This is a genomic window from Microvirga soli, assembly GCF_016734765.1.
Lineage (GTDB): Bacteria > Pseudomonadota > Alphaproteobacteria > Rhizobiales > Beijerinckiaceae > Microvirga > Microvirga soli.
The window spans coordinates 68,922-88,753 of sequence record NZ_JAERQE010000001.1; the positions used below are offsets into that span (position 1 = coordinate 68,922).

A 19,832-nucleotide genomic window follows, 5' to 3' on the forward strand; every position below is an offset into this window, starting at 1 on the left:
GAACCGACAATGGCAGGCGGCCGGGACCCTCCCAATCAAGCCGCCTGCTGACTGGCTGATCCGATCGGAACAGAGATCGTGCAGCACACCCCTTCACGTTCGAACCTGACGTCCAACTCGCCTGCGAGCTCCTGGATAATCGTCTGCCGCAGCAGGCGCGATCCGAACCCGGAAATCGGCTGAACGTCGAGCAGGGGTCCGCCCAGCTCACACCACTCGATGGTGAGGGTGGCCTTGTCGCCCGCTTGATCGACCTTCCAGTCCACCTGCACCTGACCGGACGCCAGAGACAGGGCTCCGTGCTTGACGGCGTTGGTGGCAAGCTCGTGGAAGGCCATACCCAGCACCACGGCTGATTTCGGCGGAAGCTGCACCTCTGGGCCATGGAGCCGGATGCGCGAGGGAGCCGTCGCGTAGGGCTGAAGCTCGGTATCCAGAATTGCCTTAAGGGAAGCGCCTTCCCAATGCGTCTCGTTGAGAAGGTTATGTGTACGCGAGAGCGCCAGCAGACGTTCCTGAAAACGCTGCTGCGCCACCTGCGGCGACACGCCCGGACGCGCAGCCTGCCAGGCGAGCGACTGGACCGTCGCAAGGGTGTTCTTCACCCGATGGTTCAGCTCGTCGATCAAAAGCCTCTGGCGCCGGTCGGCCTCCCGGCGTTCCGTGACGTCCTCGACCACGCGCACCGCATAGAGGAACTCTCCCCCGGCATCCCGGACCGCCGTGCTGGTCACGCGGGCCCAGCCCCCGCTTCCGTTCGTGCGACGGAACTTGCTGTCGGTCGTATAGGTGTCGAACTCACCTGCCACCTGCCGCCGGAACAGATCCAGATCCTGCTCGAGGGTCGCAGGGTCGGCCGCGTGGCCGAAGTGCAGGCCGATCAATTCCTCACGGGTGTGGCCGGTCAGTCTGCAGCGCGCCTCGTTGACGGAGACGAACCTCCCGTCCCTGTCCACCTCGGCAATGCCCACGGCCGCGTTGTTCTGCGTGGCCCTCAGGCGAGCCTCGCTCTGTGCCAATGCCGTCTCCCGGCTGCGCAACTCTGCCGAGGCGCCCGTGAGGGCCTTGCCGACCCGGTCGATCTCCAAAAGCCCGGTCGATTCCGCAGCGATCAGCTCGCCGCGACCGAGGCGCTGGGTCAGGCTGACCATTCCCTCGACCGGAGCGGCGATGCGCTTGCCGAACCCACGAGCAAGGAGGAAGGAGAGCACGAGCAAGCCTGTCCCGAGGCCGAACATGGTCCAGAGGGAGCGACGCAGGGGAGCGTGAACGATCTCGACAGGTACGCCCACGAAGGTCGTCCAGTTTGACAGATCCGAACGGGCATAGGCTCCGAGAACCTCCGTGCCCTCGAGATTCCGTCCTTCCCAGGTGCCATCGGTATCGCGCGCAGCCTGGAGGAACTCGTCAGGCGCCGGCGTCCCAATGAAATTTTCGTGCAGGCGAGACCGGGCGACCACCCGATCCGCCCTGTCGATGATCGTCGCGACCCATTGGCTGGGAAGCCCTTCGGCCTGCAGGACATCGGCGATCCGCCGGGGCTCGACCGCCATGGACAAGACGTGGGTGACCGTGTCGTCCCTGAGGACAGGAACTCTGACGCTGATGATCGGCCGGCCGGCGGTTGCACCCGTGAACAGGTCTTGGACCACAGGACGCTTGGTTGCGATGACCTGCTGGTCGATAGGAAGGTTGGCCCCCTTCGGCAGGGGCGAGCCCCAGGGCAAACGCGTGTTGGCAACCTGCTGGCCCAAGGTGTCGCGGACCACGATGGCATAGTCGTCCGGCTTCGCTCGTGACCAAGATTCAAGGGTCATTTGGGCCTGGCGCTGAAACGCCTCGAAATTCCCTTCGAGCAAGGTCGAGGAGGTTGCGAGGGCTTGCGCGGCCGCCTGAATCCCGACGAGTTCGCGGTCGACCGAGGCCATGATACGCTGGGCGGTGCCAAGCGCCTCTTCCTCGTAATGATGGCGTTCGGCACTCGCATAGCGCCATAGCAGGATAGCCGCGAAGACGAGGATCGGCAGCACGAGGGCGGCGCCGAAAGCCATCAAGCACTGGCGAATAGTGTAGCTTCGCGGTGAGACCATGCGAACTAAATACCGCTTTCCGCGAGCAAGTCGAGAGACTGGCCTTAAGGTTCTTCATACCCAAGAGCATGTTCAGGAGAACATTGAATCTGCCCCTGAGGTGCTGTTCACTGCCGCAGGGATGACCCGCAGCATGAACGCCCAGGCAGCAAGGAACCCATGCCCCGTTTCTCGGCCAACCTCGGTTTTCTCTTCCCGGACCGCCCTGAGATCGAGCGGGTCGCTGCTGCTGCCTCATGCGGCTTCAAGGCGGTCGAGATGCATTGGCCCTACCACGTGCCCGCGCTCGCCATGCGTGAGGCGCTGGCAGCCTACAAGCTGACCATGCTCGGTTTGAACATGCCTGTCGGGAACGCCGCTGGCGATTTCGGCTTGGCCGCCCTACCGGGTCGCGAGGGCGAGTTCCAGCATGCTCTGGATCAAGCCCTGTCCTATGGCAGCACGATCAGAGCGTCGGCCATTCATTGTCTTGCCGGGATTGCCTCTCCCGACGGCCTCGCGGCTGCTGAGCGCACCTTCATCGCTAACCTGCAGACGGCAGCCTACAGGGCTGGCGAGGCGGGCATGACAGTTCTGATCGAACCGATGAACCATCGCGACAGGCCGGGGTACTTTCTCCACCATGTGGAGCAGGCCGCCGCCATCATCGGGCAGGCCGGGCGCCGCAACATCAAGCTCATGTTCGATTGCTACCACGTGCAGATCACCCAGGGTGATCTGATCACGCGGCTCAAGACCCACCTGAGCCTCATCGGCCACGTGCAGATCGCCGCGGTCCCGAGCCGCATGGAGCCGGACGAGGGCGAGGTGAACTACCGGGAGATCTTTCGAGCGCTCGACGGCATGGGATATCAGGGCTGGGTCGGTGCTGAGTACAGGCCGCGGGGTCGTACCGAAGACGGGCTGGGGTGGCTTTCCGAACTATCCGAAAAGCCGTGAGCAATGACCCGCAGCAGCACTGAAAGGTACGGCTGCCAGGGCATGCATCTCCCTACGCATCTGCTGCAACGAAGTCGTCCCGCATCGGCGTAAAGACGTCGAGAAGAACGCCTGCTTCGAGCGCCACCGCTCCATGAACGGCATTCGGTGGAACAAGGAAGCTGTCCCCGGGCCGCAGCCGCTCGGTGCGACCGTCGATGGTGATGTCGAAGACACCCTGCTCGACCAGGCTGCACTGAACATGCGGATGCGAATGGGCAGCGCCGACGGCTCCCGCTTCGAATTCGACGCGCACCATCATCACGCCGGAGTTGTAGGTCAGCACCTTGCGGCGGATCCCCTCGCCTGCGGCCTCCCAGGCAATGTCATGTTGGAAAGCGAAGGGCAAACCTTTGCGAGTCATGATCGTCTCCGAAATTGTTTACCGGGCAAGCCACCCGCCATCGACGGGCAGGACGATGCCATGGATGTAGTTGGCTGCGGGCGAGGCCAGGAAGACGGCGGCACCGCCGAGATCTGCCGGATCGCCCCAGCGTCCCGCCGGAATGCGCCCGAGAATTTCGCCGCTGCGCTTCGGGTCGTTGCGCAGGGCCTCGGTATTGTTGGTGACGAAATAGCCCGGTGCGATGGCGTTGACGTTGATGCCTTTCGACGCCCATTCGCAGGCCAGCAGCCGCGTGAGACCCGCAAGCCCGCTCTTGCTCGCCGTATAGGAGGGAATGCGGATCCCGCCCTGGAATGACAGGAGCGACGCGATGTTGATGATCTTGCCGCCCTTCTCATCAGCCATCATCGTGCGTGCCACGGCCTGGGACAGGAAGAAGGTCGACTTGAGATTGACGTTCATCACGTCGTCCCAATCCTGTTCCGTGAATGCGATGGCATCGGCCCGGCGGATGATCCCGGCGTTGTTGACCAAGGTGTCGATGCGGCCGGTCAGTGTGACAGCCTCGGCGACGATGCGCTCAATCGGCTCAAGGGAGGACAGGTCCGCCTGTACGCTGTGGAACGCGGCGCCCGCCTCACGGCACAGGCGCTCCGTCTCGTCCATGTTTGAGCGCCCGACCGCCACGATGGAAGCGCCAGCCTGGGCCAGCGCCACCGCGATGCCCTGCCCGAGGCCCGTGTTGGCCCCGGTAACGAGAGCGGTCTTGCCTGTCAGATCGAAAGAGAACGTCATCGCCATGTCCTCAGCGCAAAGCGTCCATAGGTACCATGTCCATATCGGTGAAGTCCTGATTGTCGCCGCCCATGGCCCACACGAAGGTGTAGTTGCTGGTGCCGACACCGGAATGGATCGACCAGCCGGGCGAGAGGATCGCCTGCTCGTTCGACACCACGAGATGCTTGGTCTCGTCGGGTTCGCCCATGAAGTGGAACACGCGGGTATCGGGCTGCATGTCGAAATAGACATAGACCTCGGAGCGGCGGTCGTGGAGGTGCGCCGGCATGGTGTTCCACATGCTACCCGGCTTGAGCTGCGTCATCCCGAGAACGAGCTGGGCCGAGCGGCAGACCTCCGGGTGGATCATCTGAAAGATGGTGCGGACGTTGCCATTCGCCGCATCGCCGAGATCGACGCGGCGGGCGCGGTCGAGTCCGATCTTCACCGTCTCGAAGCGCGCATGCGCCGGGGTGCTGACGAGATAGAACTTGGCCGGGTTTGCAGCATCGAGGCTCTCGAAGCGCACATCCTTGGTGCCCATGGCGATGTAGAGTGCATCGCGGGGCGCAAGATCATGAACGGATCCATCCGTATGGACGCGCCCTGCGCCACCGAGATTCACGACGCCGAGTTCGCGCCGGTCGAGGAAGTTGGGAGAGCCGATCTGCTTGTGCGATTCCAGCTTGATGGCCCCGGAGGTTGGGGTTGCGCCGCCGACCACCAGCCGGTCGATATGGCTGTAGGTCAGCTTCACCTCACCCGGCACGAAGAGCGTCTCGATGAGGAAGTGGCGACGCAGTTCAGCGGAACTGAAATGGCGCACGGCCTCGGGATGGCATACCTGCCGAATTTCGATGGTCATCATTGCCTCTTTCATTAAATGGATCAGCGGAACAGGGCCGGCAGCCAGAGCGACAGGCCCGGGATATAGGTGACAAGGAGCAGCACGAAGACGCTCGCGCCCAGGAACGGCCAGATGGTCTTCATGGCCTCACCGATGGTGATCTTGCCCACCGCGCAGCCGACGAAGAGAACGGAGCCGACCGGAGGGGTGTTGAGCCCGATGCCCGCGTTAAGGATCAGGATGACGCCGAAATGCACTGGGTCGATGCCGAAGGCCTTGATCACGGGCAGGAAGATCGGCGTGCAGATGATGATCATCGGCGCCATGTCCATGAAGGTGCCGAGCACCAGCAGGATGACATTGATGAGCAGCAGGACAACGATGGGATTGTCCGACAGTGCCTTCATCAGAGCAATCGTCGCCTGCGGCACCTGCAGGAAGGCCATGAGCCAGCCGAAAGCGCTGGCCGTGCCGATGACGAGGAGAACCATCGCGGTGGTGCGCACAGCCCCAAGAGTTGCCTCGACAAAATTCTCCCAATTCATCTCGCGGTAGACGAACAGCGTCACCAGCAGGGCATAAACCACCGCGATGCACGAGCTCTCCGTTGCGGTGAACACACCGGAGCGCACGCCGCCGAAGATGATGAAGATCAGTAGGATGCCCGGCACCGCGGAGACGAAGAAATATGCCAGCATTCGAAAGCCGGGGAACGGATCGGCCGGATAGCCGCGGCGCACGGCCACGACATAAGCCGTGATCATCAGGGCAGCCGCCAACAGAAATCCGGGAAGAACGCCGGCCGTGAAGAGATCCGCTACCGAGATCGTGCCGCCGGCGGCAATCGAGTAGATGATCATGTTGTGCGACGGCGGAATCAGAAGCGCGATGATCGCGGCGTTCACCGTCACGTTGACGCTGTAATCCTTGGCATAGCCGCGTTTTTCCATCTGCGGGATCATGATGCCGCCAATGGCCGACGCGTCCGCGATAGCCGATCCGGAGATGCCGCCGAAGAGGGTCGACGCCACGACGTTGACCTGTCCGAGCCCGCCGCGCAGGTGACCGACGAATCCGGCGGCCAGACGGATCAGGCGGTCGGCAATGCCGCCCCGCATCATGAGGTCGCCGGCATAGATGAAGAACGGGATCGCCATCATGGCAAAGGCGTTCATGCCGGAATTGATCTGCTGGAACACCACGACTGGTGGCAATCCCATGTAGAGAATGGTCGCAAGCGACGCGATGCCGAGGCAGAACGCAACCGGCGTGCCGATGAGAAGCAGCAGCGTGAACACGCCGAACAGAACCCACATCTCCATGGCGTCAATCCTTCACGGCAACAAGATGAGGCTCGTCCACGCGCACCAACGGCACGTCTTCTCCCAGGGAGAGAAGGCGAACGAACTTTTCCAATGAAAAGAGGGCGATCAGAGCGCCGCCGAATGCGAGAGGGACATAGTCGAACCCCTGCGGGATCGGCAGACCGGGCATCGCCGCCGACCAAGTCTCCACGGCAAGCTCGGTGCCGTACCAGGCCATGGCTGCGCCAAAGACGAAAACCAGCACTTCGGTGACGCCGAGCATCAAGCGCCGCAATCCTGGGGGAGCATAGTGAAGACCGATCTCGAAGCCGAGATGGTTGCCCTCCCGCACCCCGACGGCAGAGCCGAGAAGGATGAACCAGCTCATCAGCAGAAGGGAGGCCGGCTCGGTCCAGCTCGGCGACTGGTTCAGTACATAGCGTCCGAACACCTGCCAGCCGACGAAGACCGTCATCAGAATGAGCCCGACCCCGGAAATCCACAACGCCGCGCGATTGATGGCAGCAAGAATCCGGGACAGCGCGGTAAGACCATCGCGCATCGATCAAAATCTCCAGAGGAAAAAGGGGCCGGCCGGAGCCGGCCCAGGTTGGTTCGGGAGGACCGAACTCAGTTCATCGCCTGGATGCGGGATACGAGGTCTTTCACCTTCGCGTCCTTGGCATATTTCTCGTAGACAGGCTTCATCGCGTCGATGAAGGGCTGCTTGTCCACATCGTTGATCTGGCTGCCGCTCGCCCGGATCTTCTTCTCGGCGTCCTTCTCGCGGGCTTCCCAGAGCTCACGCATCTTTGCAACCGACTCCTTGGCGGTTTCGCGCACCGCCTTCTGGTCCTCGGGCGAGAGCTTGTCGAAGCTCTTCTTCGACATCACCAGAACTTCCGGAGACATGGAATGCTGGGTCAGGGAGTAATACTTCGCCACCTCGAAGTGGCGGAAGGAGTCGTAGCTCGGCCAGTTGTTCTCGGCTCCGTCGACCACGCCAGTCTGAAGCGCCGAATAGACCTCGCCTGGAGGCATCGGGGTCGCGTTGGCTCCGAGCGCATTGACCATGTCGAGGAAGAGGTCGGACTGGATCACCCGAACCTTCATGCCCTTCAGGTCAGCCGGCGTGTTGATGGTACGCTTGGAATTGTAGAAGGACCGGGCGCCCGAGTCGTAGAAGGCGAGCGCCACAAGGCCATGAGGCTCGAAGGCCTTCAGGATCTGATCGCCGATCGGCCCGTCCATGGTCTTGCGCATATGGTCGACGGACCGGAAGATGAAGGGCAGCCCGGGCACCAGCGTTTCCGGGATCAAGTTGTTGAACGGACCCATGTTGATCCGGTTCAGGTCGATCACGCCGAAGCGGGTCTGCTCGATGGTGTCCTTTTCCTGGCCCAGCTGGGCGGAGTGGAAGACCTGCACCTTGTACCGGCCGTTGGTCTTCTTCTCCAGCAGGGAGCCGAAATGCTTGACGGCCTCGACGGTTGGGTATCCATCCGGATGGATGTCGGCCGAGCGCAGGGTCGTCTGGGCGCTGGCGGTGCCGCTCAGCAATGCCGTGCACAGGCTGAGGGCGGCAGCGGCGAATGTTCTTTTTGTCAGCATTCTCTTCCTCCTTTAGGCTTCCTCTGATGTCCTATTGTTTCAGACCTGCCCTTTCCGGACCGATCATTGTCTTCCCCAAGAGCCTCTCGTGCCTTGGTGGAGACCAAGGCACCGTCTTTCGCGGCTTACTTGGTCGACGATTGTATGGTAGTATACACTGATATATCTCGCAACTCGCCAAAAGAATGAGATCCGTTGTGAACAGCCCCTTCTCTACCGGTCATGGCTCTGCGGCCCAGCGCATCGAAAGCGAATTGCGTCGCCTGATCATTGCCCTGGAGCTCCCACCCGGCAGCCGGCTCTCCGAGCAGGACATTGCCGAGCGTCATGGCGTGTCCCGCCAGCCGGTCCGTGAGGCCCTGATCGGCTTGGCCAAGACCCGGCTGGTGGAGATCCAGCCCCAGCGCGGCACGACGGTGGTCAAGATCTCGGTTCGGAAGATGATGGAGTCGCGCTTCGTCCGGGAGGCCATCGAAACGGCCGTCGTGCGCCGGGCCTGCTCATCGTTCGACACGCAGAGCCGGGAGAGAATCGGCGACCTTCTGGAACTGCAGGATCAGGCGGCCCGCCGGGACGATCACGCGGCCTTCCAACGCTACGACGAACTCTTCCACATCGCCCTTGCGGAAGGAGCCGGCTGCCCCCTGGCCTGGGAAGCCGTCCAGGACATCAAGGCGCATATGGACCGGGTGTGCCAGCTGACCCTTCCGGGCCCGGAGGCAATGCTGCCGCTGATCGACCAGCACCGCGCCATCATGGCTGCGATCGATGCCCGAGACGAGGATGCGGCGGCAGAAGCGATGCGCCGCCATCTCACGGAGATCCTGCGGGCCCTGCCGCGCGTTGAATCGGAGCACCCGGAGCTCTTCAGTGCCTGATAGAGCAGATCCAGGGGCAGACGGTTCCGCTCTCCTCCTTGTGATTGTTCAAGCTCCAGCCAAGCCGTAAGCTCCCGCCACCCTCGCATTCCCGCTGGAGCAGAACGTGCTGTCGCGCAGACAAGTCGTCCACCTGATCGGTTCTCTCCCGTTCATCGGCACCGCCTCGGGAGCAAAGGCCCAGGTGGGCGGCTTCTACTACAGCGGCCCGCCGAGCGATCATTTCGACGGCCAGCGCTTCTTCAACCCCGGCGGCGAGCCCTCCCGCGGCTTTGGCGACTTTCTCCGCTGGCGGCTAACCAAGAGCGCGGCGCCATGGCCGGAGCCTTACCCGAGCCCGTTCCAGGACACGCCTCCGGCCCGTGTCGGCGGGCGCGACCTGCGCGTCAGCTTCGTTGGGCACGCCTCGTTCCTGATCCAGATCGCCGGCCACAACATCCTGACGGACCCCATCTGGTCCGAGCGCGCGAGTCCCGTGCCTTTCGCCGGACCCAGGCGCTACAACCCGCCGGGCATCTCCTTCGACCAACTGCCCCGGATTGATGCGGTGCTCGTCTCGCACAACCATTACGACCACATGGACCTGCCGACCCTCGCGCGCCTGTGGCAGCGCGACCGCCCGCGGATCGTTGCGCCGCTCGGCAATGATGCCATCATCAAGGCGCACGATTCCGGCATCGCCGTCACGGCCATGGATTGGGGCGACCGACTTGTCCTCGCGCCCGATCTGCAGCTGTTCGCCGAGCCGGCGCATCACTGGTCCGCCCGCGCCACGAACGACCGCAACCATGCGCTCTGGGCCTCTTTCATGCTGCGCGGCGGCGGCCGTTCCGTCTATTTCGGCGGCGACACGGGATTTGGCGGCGGCAGGCACTTCCATAGCATCGCGTCGCGCCATGCGGGCCCCGACGTGGCTCTTCTGCCCATCGGTGCCTATGAACCGCGCTGGTTCATGGCGCCCCACCACATGAACCCCGAGGATGCCGTTCGTGCGTTCGGCATCCTCAGAGCCAAGTCGGCCTTAGGTTATCACTGGGGAACCTTCAGGCTCACCGACGAGGGCGCCGATCAGCCGCCACGGGATCTCGACCGAGCACTACAGACACGAAACGTCCCCGCACGCCGCTTCACCGCCATGCGGCCGGGACAGGTGTGGATGGCCTGATCCTCCCAGGGAGCGGGAACGCAATGGGCGTCTGTGCTTTCCCATGGAAGCAACCCAGTAAATGGAGCTTCCATGTCCGACACGCCAAAGCCTTCCGACCAGTCGCCTGACGTTCCGGGTCCCTTGCCCGAACTTCCCTCGCTGGATCCTCTCGATCCTTTAGAAGACGACACGCCCGGCGAGCCGCTGCCTCCCGTGGATGTGCCCATCGTGCAGCCCGGCACCCAGTAAGATGTTTTGCCTGAGCGGAGCCCGAAGGCTCCGCCCTGCGCTGCCGATTGTCAGGACCAGTTCATTCGGGATGTGTCGACCTGGAGGTCGTCGATGGCCTGAATGTTGTCTGCCATCGGCTGGTCGAAAGTGGTCATGGGATCCGAAGGATTCGAGGATGGATCGCCGTCGATCTGCTCAGTCCACGAGACGGTCGCGACGTGGTTCATCTCGCCCCCCTCGTCGGCCATCAGCAGGATGATGTCCGATCCAGTGCCGTTCTGCATCGCCTCGAACCCCTGCCCTTGTGGTGGAACAGGTTCAGCCTCGTCGACCACCACATCCACGGTTTGCCGCGTCGAGGCCGCGCCCTCGCTGTCGAACAGTACGACTCCGATGCTGCGGGTGCCAGCGGCCAGTCCTTCCCCCTCGCCGCTCTCGAGCATCAGGGATTGCAGCACGGCGGCGTAAGTGTTGGGTGAGGCATGGCCGCTGAGGGTCAGCGTGCCCGTCTCGCCAGCATAGGCTCCCCCGACCAGCTCGATGCCGGTGTTGCCGATCATCGTGCGTCCATCCTCGCTGTGCAGGGTGAAGCCCTCGAGATCGAGCCTGTCGCCCGGCTGTGCTCCGGAGAGCGTGATGACAGCGCCGTCAAGTTGCGTGCTGTCGATATCCGTTGCATGCGCCGAACCGAATGCATCCGCCTGGCGATCTCCTGCGTCCGCATGATCTCCGCTTGTCAGGATCAGCTCGGGCGCATCGTTGACCGGGTTGATGGTGACCGTGAATGACCGGCTGGTTGTGGCGGAACTCGCAGAACCGGTTTCGGTGCTGACAGCTTCGACCGTCAGGTTCAACGTGCCGTTCCAATCCGCCAAGGGAGTCAGCTTGAGGCCTTGCACATCTCCGACTGGGACGCGCCATTCGCCGTCCCCGCGCGGGCTGCCAGCGGACAGGGTGAAACCGTCAGGAACACCGAGAATGCTCAACACCAAGGTCTCGGAGCCGTCCCTATCGACGAGAGTCGCGGAGAGATCGAGCGGGATGGCTGTATCCTCCTGACCCGTCACATCTTTGACTGTCACCTGCGGTGCATCGGCCACGGCTTCGATCTGAACCTGCAGAGTGGTATCGGTCGTGGCGATCTTGCCGTTTGAGCTCTCCCGTGCATGGGCTTGCACGGAGAGGGTGGCGGCGCCGCTCCATTCGGGTCCTGGGATCAGCTTCAGGCCGGAGAGTTGCGCCGGTGTGAGTGTCCAGGTGCCGTTGCCATGATCGAGACCGGCCGAGAGGCGGGCGCCCGGGGGCAGGTTGCCGATCACCACCGAGAGCACCTCGGATCCGTCCGTGTCTGTGAGGCTGGCCGAGATGTTCAACGCCACCGGAGTATCCTCCTGGCCTGTCGCATCGTGTGCGCTCACCTGCGGGGCATCGGCCACGGCCGTCACCGTCACCGCATGCGTGCCCGTCACCTCCCGGCTCACGCTCGTGCCGTTGCCCGTGTCGGTCAGTGTCGCCTTGATCGTGAGGGTGAAGTCCGCATCCGAGTGCTCGGCCGGATGCAGCGCCACCAACCCGGCCTGCAGATCGGCGGTGGCCACCTGCCACACGCCCGGCGACAGCTCGGTGCCGTGGCTCAGGCGGGCACCTACGGGCACGCCCGACACCTGCGCAAACTCAGACCACGTCTCCGAGCCATCCTTGTCGCCGAGGCCAAAGGTCGGCTGGATCACGATGGCCGTGTCCTCCTGGCCTGTGCTGGTGCCGGCGATCGTGCCGGCATCGGCCACCGGATCGATGCCCACCGTAAAGCTGGCCGAGGTTTTGGCCTGTGAGCCGTTGCTGCCTTCCGTTGCCACAGCCGTCAGGGTGAGCGTATAGCGGCCGGAGAAGTGAGCTGGTGGATGAAGGGCAAGACCTGCCAGCTCCCCTGATGTGAGCTTCCAGCTGCCGTCCGGCTGGCGTGTGCCGGCATTGAGGCTGGCATCACTGGGAACCCCGCTGAGCACGAAGCTGAGAGCTTCCGAGCCGTCCGTATCGCGCAAGGCGCCACCCAGGCCCGCGAGGCTCACGGGGGCGTCCTCGGAGCCGTGGGCGTCTATCACCGTCACCGTGGGCGCATCCGCCACCGCCTGCACCTGCACCCGGAAGGTGGTCTCGACCGTGCTGGTCTGGCCGGTGCTGCTTTCCTGGGCGGTGGCGCGCAGGGTGAGGGTGATGGGGCCGGAGAAGTGCTCGGGCGGGGTGAGGCTGAGCTGCGCGAGATCGGAGGCCGGCACGCTCCAGGAGCCGTCCGCCTGCCGGGTGCCGTGGGAGAGCAGCGCCCCGGACGGCACGCCGAGGATCAGCACCGTGAGCCCCTCCGAGCCGTCCCGGTCCACCAGCGCCGCCGACAGGTCCAGACGAATGCTCGCGTCCTCAAGACCAGAAACATCGCGCGAGCCGATTACAGGCGCATCGGCCACAGCCTCGATCTCGACCTTCAGCGTCGCTTCTGTCGTCGCCACTTTACCGTTGGAGGTCTCGCGGGCATGGGCCTGCACGGAGAGATTGGCCGTACCGCTCCAGTTTGCAGGCGGGATCAGGTTGAGATTGGCCAGTTGACCGCGCGTGAGGGTCCAGGTTCCGTCGCCGTTGTTGAGGCCGGCCGACAGGCGGGCGCCCTCCGGCAGATTGCCGATCACGACCGAGAGCACCTCGGAGCCGTCGGTGTCCACCAGGGCCGCCGAGATGTTGAGTTGAATGGTCGTGTCCTCACGACCCACAGCATTGGCAGCAGTCAGAACTGGCGCGTCCGCAACGGCCTCAAGCTTGATCGACACGTTTCGAGACGTGGTGCTCGTATGGCCGTTGCTCGCTTCTATCGTCGTCGCGGTGACCGTCAGCTTCAGGTCACCGATCCAGTTGGCGGGGGGGATCACACGAACGCTGTCGAGATGGGCAGGATCGACCGACCATGTGCCGTCTCCATTGTCGGTGACGCCCGTCCCTGTGATCCGAGCGCCGGTCTCCAGCTTTGAGATCACCACAGACGTGACGGTCTCGCTGCCATCGCTGTCGCGGGGGCTGATCTTTAGATCGAGGGGGATCTCGACATCCTCAGACCCAGTGGAAGGAGCCACACCGATCGACGCGCCGTCGGCCACCGCTTCCAGCGTGACGTTCAGCGTTGCGGGCGTTGCCGCCTCAGAGCCTGTCTTCTCCGTCGCGATGGCGGTGACCTTCAGAGAGATCGTGCCGGCGAAGTTGGCAGGCGGGATCAGCTCCAAGCCGGCAAGCTGGTCGGGCCGCAACACCCAGGACCCATTGTTGGGATCGCGCACGCCGGCCGAGAGCCGCGCTCCTGCCGGCACATTGTCGATGCGGATTCCCAATGTTTCTGAGCCGCTGTCCGTATCGAGCGTTCTGGCGCTGATCGTCAGAGCGACTCGATTGTCCTCCAAGGCCGGTGCGCTCGAAACGGTGAGTTCGGGGGCCTGAGCCGCGGGGGGCGTGGGCGGAACGCCGCCAGGATCTCCGCCGGGTCCATCGCCCGGATCTCCGCCGCTCGGAGGAGGCGTAACGGTCACCGCCACTACATCGGTGCGGATGGCCTGATCACCTTCCCGCTCGGTGACGACAACCCAAACATCGAGTTTGATCGCGCTGCTGTCGCCCATCTTAGGACGAATGGCCAGGGAGGGGAGGTTCTCCACCGGCACGAGCCAGACGCCGTCACCGGCCGGAATGCCGTGCGAGAGCGACGCTCCCTTAGGCACACCGCGCACCCAGATCGTCAGTGACTCGGATCCGTCCGTATCGGTGGGAAGGGCGCTGACACTCAGACGGATCCAGCCGGTGCTGTCGCTCGTGCTGTTATGCCCTGTGCCGGTCGATGGTTCGGTCGTGAGTGTCGGAGTGTCGGCATGGCCTCGCGGGTCCACCTCCATGTGCCCGCTGATTTCCTTCGTGACGGTCTTGCTCCCGTCCGTGTCCTGGATCGTCATGCGGACGCTCAGGGTTTCCTTCACGTCGCTGTCGCGGGGCATCGTCAGGGTGACGCCGGTCATGTTCTCGGCAGCGATCCGGTAGAAACCGTCGGCATCGGCCGTGACGATGCTGTTGTCGGCGAGGCGCAAGACGGCGCCCGACGGAATTCCGCCGATGACGATCTCGCCGATCACCTTCTCCGATCCGTCGCGATCCCTCAGGCCGGGATCGAGGTTGAGCTTGATGGGCTCGTCCTCCGTGCCGTGCATCGTCCCCCAATTTGCGTCGCTGCCGTCGAGCCCGCCCACGGCAGGAGCATCCACCACCGCGCCGACATGGACCGGGAAGGTGACGCGGGTGGAGGCTTGGTCGCCGCCGTCCTTCTCCTGCGTGACGGCCGTGACGGTCAGATTGATGGTGCCGGCAAAATCACCCGGGGGCCGCAGCGTCACGACCCTGGCTTCATCGGCCGTCAGTGACCATGTGCCGGGACCACGATAGGTTCCGACGGACAGAAGAGCGCCGTTCGGAATTCCTGACACGACGAAGCTGAGGATCTCCGAGCCATCGTTGTCTGGCAATGTGGCCGTGAGATTGAGGGGAATATCGCTGTCTTCGGGACCAGTGGCACTCGTGACGTCGAGGATGGGTGCATCGGCGTCGGCCCGCACGGTCACCACGAGTTCTTTCGGCTGGCTTCTGGCCGTGCTGCCGTTCGGCTCCGCCGAGATGGCGAAAACCGTCAGGTGCATGTCCTCGTCGGAATGAGGCGGCGGAGTGATGGTCAGGCTGCCGACCACACCGGCCGGTACGCTGAAGCCATTGTCGGAATCTCTCGTGAGAACGAGGTCGCCGGCACGCACGATGGCACCCTCCGGTACATCCTCCAGCCGGTAGGCCACGATGGATTCGGAGTTGTCGATATCGGTCGTCCGAGCCGTCACGTGCAGCGGGATGGCCATATCCTCATCACCGTAGGCCCGGTTCACGAGCAGGTCCGGTGCATCGGCCACCGCATCCACCTGGACTTTGAAAGGAATGGTGACGGAATTCTCCGCGCCGCCATTGGCCTCCTTGGATGTCGCCGTGATGCTGAGCGCGATGGAGCCCGAGAAGTCGCGTGGAGGCGTGAAAGTCAGGTTTGCCAGATCCGACGGCTTGACGCTCCAGTTCCCGTCGGACAAACGCTCGCCGGGGATCAGGACTGCGCCATCCGGAACCCCGAGGATGATGATCGACAGCGTTTCCGAACCGTCCAGATCCGTCAGTTTGGCGGACAAATCGAGCGGAATGGCCGTGTCCTCGTCGCCCTTCGCATCGTGGGCCGTGACGGTGGGCGCATCCGCGACCGCATTCACTGTGACGCCATAGGTGCCGGTGACGGTGCGGCTGACGCTCGTTCCGTTGCCGCTGTCCGTCTGCGTGACCGTGAAGGTCAGCGTGAAATCGTCATCGCTGTTCGGCGGCGGCTTGATCGTTACCAGCTTGTTGATCAGATCGTTCGTGTTGACCTGCCAGACGCCCGGCGAGATTTCCTTTGTTCCAGTGCCGCCATTGAGCGTTGCGCCCAGCGGCACACCGGTGACTTCCGTGACTGTCGACCAAGTCTCCGAGTTGTCATTGTCGTCCAGAATGAAGTCCGGTTTCAGCGTGATGTCCGTGTCTTCGATACCGGACGTGCTGCCGCTGATGGTGGCCTTATCCAGAACGGGATCGATGCCGACACTGAAAGTGGCAGAGGTGGAGGCTGAGGGATGGTTGTCGCCCGCTTCTGTGGCAATTGCGGTGAGCTTAAGGGAAAGGTTGCCTGAGAAGTTCGCAGGCGGATTAAGCGTAAGGCCTGTGAGCTGGGCTGGCGTGAGCTTCCAGCTGCCATCCGCCTGCTTTGTGCCTGCGCTCAAAGTGGCTGTGTTCGGCACGCCGCTGAGCACGAAGCTCAGGCTTTCCGATCCGTCCACGTCGCGCAGCGCACCACCTAAGCCGGCGAGGCTGATTGGGGTGTCCTCATACCCATGGGCATTGGCCACCGTGACGGTGGGCGCATCGGCCACGGCGGTCACCGTCACGGTGAATGTGCCCGTCACATCCTGGCTCACGGTCTTGCCGTTGCCGCTATCCGTGAGGGTTGTGCGGATCGTCAGGGTAACATCAGCGTCCGAATCCTGAGCCGGATGCAGCAGCACCCGGCCGGCCTGCAGATCGGCGGTCGACACCTGCCACACACCCGTCGACAACTCCGTTCCATGGCTCAGGCGGGCACCGGGCGGCACCCCTGAAACTTGGGCAAACTCGCCCCAGGTTTCCGAACCGTCCTTGTCGCTCAGGTTGAAGGCCGGCTTCAGCGCGATTCCCGTGTCTTCCAACCCGGATGTGCTGCCGCTGATCGTGGCTGGGTCCAGCACCGGATTGATCTCAACCTTGAAACTGGTCGAGCTGCGAGCCTCCGAGCCATTGCTGCTCTCGGTAGAGACCGCCGTCACGGTCAGCGTGTAGCTGCCGGAAAAATCCCGGGCTGGATTCAGCTTGAGGTCCTTGAGTTCGCTGGGGCTCAGCGTCCAACTGCCATTGCCGTTGTTGAAACCGGCGGAAAGGCTTGCGCCTTCAGGAAACTCGGAGACGATGATTGAGAGAAGTTCCGATCCATCTTTGTCGACGAGAGCCGCCGAGAGGTCGAGGGGGATAGGGGTGTCCTCCTGACCTGTTGTATCTCGTGCGCTCACCTGCGGCGCATCGGCTACGGCTGTCACCGTCACCGCATGCGTGCCCGTCACCTCCCGGCTCACGCTCGTGCCGTTGCCCGTGTCGGTCAGTGTCGCCTTGATCGTGAGGGTGAAGTCCGCATCCGAGTGCTCGGCCGGATGCAGCACCACCAACCCGGCCTGCAGATCGGCGGTGGCCACCTGCCACACGCCCGGCGACAGCTCGGTGCCATGGCTCAGGCGGGCACCTAAGGGTACGCCCGATACCTGACTGAACTCGGACCAAGTTTCCGAGCCATCCTTGTCGCTCACATCGAAGTTCGGCTTCAGCGTGATGGGATTATCCTCGAATCCCGAGCCGCTGCCGCTGATGGCGGCAGTGTCCGCCACCGGATCGAAGCCCACCGTAAAGCTCGCTGAGGTGCGGGCCTCTGAACCGTTGCTGCTCTCCGTCGCCACAGCCGTCAAAGTGAGATTGTAGCTACCGGAGAAGTTGGCCGGTGGTTTCAGCGTCAGGCCTGAGAGTTCGGCATGCGTCAGATGCCAGGTGCCGTCCGGCTGGCGTGTGCCGGCACTCAAGGTGGCATCATTGGGAACTCCGCTGAGCACGAAGCTGAGAGTTTCCGAATCGTCACGGTCGATCAGCGCGCCGCCGAGGCCCGCAAGGCTCACAGGCGTGTCCTCGGACCCGCGGGCATTCATCACCGTCACGGTGGGGGCGTCTGCCACTGCCTCCACCTGAACGCGCAAGGGAGCCCGAGTGGTCGCCGTCGCGTCGTTCGAGCTGCGCGATGTGGCTTCGACTGTGAGATTGATCGTGCCGGAAAAATGCTCCGGCGGGCGAAGGGTGAGATCATCGAGATCGGCAGGCGCCAGAAGCCAGCCGCCATCGGCTTGGCGCGTGCCGTTCGACAGGGCCGCATCCGCCGGAACGCCGGTAACGAGGATTGAGAGCACCTCCGAGTCGTCGGCATCCGTCAGGCTCGCCGACATGTCGAGCGAGATGGCGGTGTCCTCGGGACCTGATGCGTCGCGGGTGGTCAGAAGCGGTGTATCGGATACATCCGTGACCCTGACCTGAAATGGAAGGTCCGTGGTGGCCGTGGTGCCGTTCGAGCTCTCCCGCGCCGTCGCGCGCAGGGTGAGATTGACCGTACCTGAAAAGTCATGCGGCGGCGTAAATGTCAGATGCGCCAGATCGGCAACGGGCACACTCCAACTTCCATCCGACTGGCGGGCACCATGCGAAAGAATTGCGCCCGGAGGCACATTGAGAATGCTGACGGAGAGCAGTTCCGACCCGTCTGTATCAACCAGAGACGCCGAGAGGTCGAGGGGGATGGGGGTGTCCTCCTGGCCTGTCGCATCTCGTGCGCTCACCTGCGGGGCATCGGCCACGGCCGTCACCGTCACCGCATGCGTGCCCGTCACCTCCCGGCTCACGCTCGTGCCGTTGCCCGTGTCGGTCAGTGTCGCCTTGATCGTGAGGGTGAAGTCCGCATCCGAGTGCTCGGCCGGATGCAGCGCCACCAACCCGGCCTGCAGATCGGCGGTGGCCACCTGCCACACGCCCGGCGACAGCTCGGTGCCGTGGCTCAGGCGGGCACCTACGGGCACGCCCGACACCTGCGCAAACTCAGACCACGTCTCCGAGCCATCCTTGTCGCCGAGGCCAAAGACCGGCTGGATCACGATGGCCGTGTCCTCCTGGCCTGTGCTGGTGCCGGCGATCGTGCCGGCATCGGCCACCGGATCGATGCCCACCGTAAAGCTGGCCGAGGTTTTGGCCTGTGAGCCGTTGCTGCCTTCCGTTGCCACAGCCGTCAGGGTGAGCGTATAGCGGCCGGAGAAGTGAGCTGGTGGATGAAGGGCAAGACCTGCCAGCTCCCCTGATGTGAGCTTCCAGCTGCCGTCCGGCTGGCGTGTGCCGGCATTGAGGCTGGCATCACTGGGAACCCCGCTGAGCACGAAGCTGAGAGCTTCCGAGCCGTCCGTATCGCGCAAGGCGCCGCCGAGGCCCGCGAGGCTCACGGGGGCGTCCTCGGAGCCGTGGGCGTCTATCACCGTCACCGTGGGCGCATCCGCCACCGCCTGCACCTGCACCCGGAAGGTGGTCTCGACCGTGCTGGTCTGGCCGGTGCTGCTTTCCTGGGCGGTGGCCCGCAGGGTCAGCGTGATGGGGCCGGAGAAGTGCTCGGGCGGGGTGAGGCTGAGCTGCGCGAGGTCGGAGGCCGGCACGCTCCAGGAGCCGTCCGCCTGCCGGGTGCCGTGGGAGAGCAGCGCCCCGGACGGCACGCCGAGGATCAGCACCGTGAGCCCCTCCGAGCCGTCCCGGTCCACCAGCGCCGCCGACAGGTCCAGACGTATGCCACTGTCTTCAAGACCGCCAACATCGCGCGCAATGACTTCAGGCAGGTCGGCGAGGACATCGGCCGGTTCCTGAGGATCCGGCTTCGTGTCGGTTGGCGGTGTCACGACAACTGGATTGTCAGGAGTGGCGTCGAACACCGGAGACGTGGCCTGCACGGATGTGTCATCCGATCCACTCTCGGCGTAGCCTGACGAGGACCGCGCAAGTTTAGCCCTGGGTCCAATTAAGGGAGCCGGCGCTGCGGATCGCGATAGATCGACACCGGCCGGTCCCTCATCCAGCGTGATCGCAGGTTTGGCCGGTGGCGCGAGATCGAGCGGCTTCAACGACTCGTCCTGTGGCGCCGGCACCCTGTTCCAACCGAGAGGGCCGATTTCATGAGACCCGACGGCGATGCCACCCGAAGGCCCGCCTCTCACCATGCCGAACGCCGCAACGGCCTCCGTTCCGCCCACCAGATTTCCGCTGGAGCCTCCATCGCCCATGGGAAGGCTTCGCTGAACCGCTCGCAGGGCGCGCAGCGCCTCCTCGTCAACCACACTGGCGTCGAACGGGATGGTCGGATCGGGTTGCTGGCTCATGCGATC

12 protein-coding genes are annotated in these 19,832 nt (G+C 64.0%); 4 read left to right on the forward strand and 8 right to left on the reverse strand.

Annotated elements, in window-relative coordinates; all coding sequences use genetic code 11:
* Positions 1-35: 35 nt before the first annotated feature.
* Complete coding sequence (locus tag JKL45_RS00340) at positions 36-2,051, reverse strand: sensor histidine kinase (protein WP_201859126.1); 2,016 nt, start codon at positions 2,049-2,051, stop codon at positions 36-38.
* A 198-nt stretch (positions 2,052-2,249) separates the two neighbouring features.
* On the opposite strand from JKL45_RS00340, the gene JKL45_RS00345 reads away from it, so the two are divergent.
* Positions 2,250-3,029, forward strand: a complete 780-nt coding sequence (locus JKL45_RS00345) for a hydroxypyruvate isomerase family protein (protein ID WP_201859127.1) — start codon at positions 2,250-2,252, stop codon at positions 3,027-3,029.
* 52 nt (positions 3,030-3,081) lie between these two features.
* On the opposite strand, the gene JKL45_RS00350 is transcribed toward JKL45_RS00345, so the two are convergent.
* The 6 genes from JKL45_RS00350 to JKL45_RS00375 form a co-directional block, all read right to left on the reverse strand.
* On the reverse strand, positions 3,082-3,432 hold the full coding sequence (locus JKL45_RS00350; RefSeq protein ID WP_201859128.1) for a cupin domain-containing protein: 351 nt from the start codon (positions 3,430-3,432) through the stop codon (positions 3,082-3,084).
* 18 nt (positions 3,433-3,450) lie between these two features.
* Positions 3,451-4,209, reverse strand: a complete 759-nt coding sequence (gene kduD, locus JKL45_RS00355; RefSeq protein ID WP_201859129.1) for a 2-dehydro-3-deoxy-D-gluconate 5-dehydrogenase KduD — start codon at positions 4,207-4,209, stop codon at positions 3,451-3,453.
* Positions 4,210-4,219: 10 nt separating this feature from the next.
* The gene (gene kduI / locus JKL45_RS00360) at positions 4,220-5,056 is read right to left on the reverse strand and encodes a 5-dehydro-4-deoxy-D-glucuronate isomerase (RefSeq protein WP_201859388.1); all 837 of its coding nucleotides are present in this window, start codon (positions 5,054-5,056) and stop codon (positions 4,220-4,222) included.
* Positions 5,057-5,079: 23 nt separating this feature from the next.
* Positions 5,080-6,360 (reverse strand): TRAP transporter large permease, encoded by a 1,281-nt coding sequence (locus tag JKL45_RS00365; RefSeq protein WP_201859130.1) that lies wholly within the window; start codon positions 6,358-6,360, stop codon positions 5,080-5,082.
* A 4-nt stretch (positions 6,361-6,364) separates the two neighbouring features.
* On the reverse strand, positions 6,365-6,904 hold the full coding sequence (locus tag JKL45_RS00370) for a TRAP transporter small permease (RefSeq protein WP_201859131.1): 540 nt from the start codon (positions 6,902-6,904) through the stop codon (positions 6,365-6,367).
* A 68-nt stretch (positions 6,905-6,972) separates the two neighbouring features.
* On the reverse strand, positions 6,973-7,953 hold the full coding sequence (locus tag JKL45_RS00375) for a TRAP transporter substrate-binding protein (RefSeq protein ID WP_201859132.1): 981 nt from the start codon (positions 7,951-7,953) through the stop codon (positions 6,973-6,975).
* Between the two features lie 185 nt (positions 7,954-8,138).
* Between JKL45_RS00375 and JKL45_RS00380 the strand changes: the two genes are divergently transcribed.
* The 3 genes from JKL45_RS00380 to JKL45_RS00390 all read left to right on the forward strand — a co-directional run bounded on the left by JKL45_RS00380 (position 8,139) and on the right by JKL45_RS00390 (position 10,227).
* The gene (locus JKL45_RS00380; RefSeq protein ID WP_201859133.1) at positions 8,139-8,831 is read left to right on the forward strand and encodes a GntR family transcriptional regulator; all 693 of its coding nucleotides are present in this window, start codon (positions 8,139-8,141) and stop codon (positions 8,829-8,831) included.
* 106 nt (positions 8,832-8,937) lie between these two features.
* Positions 8,938-9,996 (forward strand): MBL fold metallo-hydrolase, encoded by a 1,059-nt coding sequence (locus JKL45_RS00385; protein ID WP_312896892.1) that lies wholly within the window; start codon positions 8,938-8,940, stop codon positions 9,994-9,996.
* A gap of 72 nt (positions 9,997-10,068) precedes the next feature.
* A complete protein-coding gene (locus JKL45_RS00390) occupies positions 10,069-10,227 on the forward strand; it encodes a hypothetical protein (RefSeq protein WP_201859134.1) in 159 nt (52 codons plus the stop codon).
* 50 nt (positions 10,228-10,277) lie between these two features.
* On the opposite strand, the gene JKL45_RS00395 is transcribed toward JKL45_RS00390, so the two are convergent.
* Positions 10,278-19,826: an Ig-like domain-containing protein gene (locus tag JKL45_RS00395; RefSeq protein ID WP_201859135.1), complete on the reverse strand. Its 9,549-nt coding sequence runs from the start codon at positions 19,824-19,826 to the stop codon at positions 10,278-10,280.
* Positions 19,827-19,832: the final 6 nt, after the last annotated feature.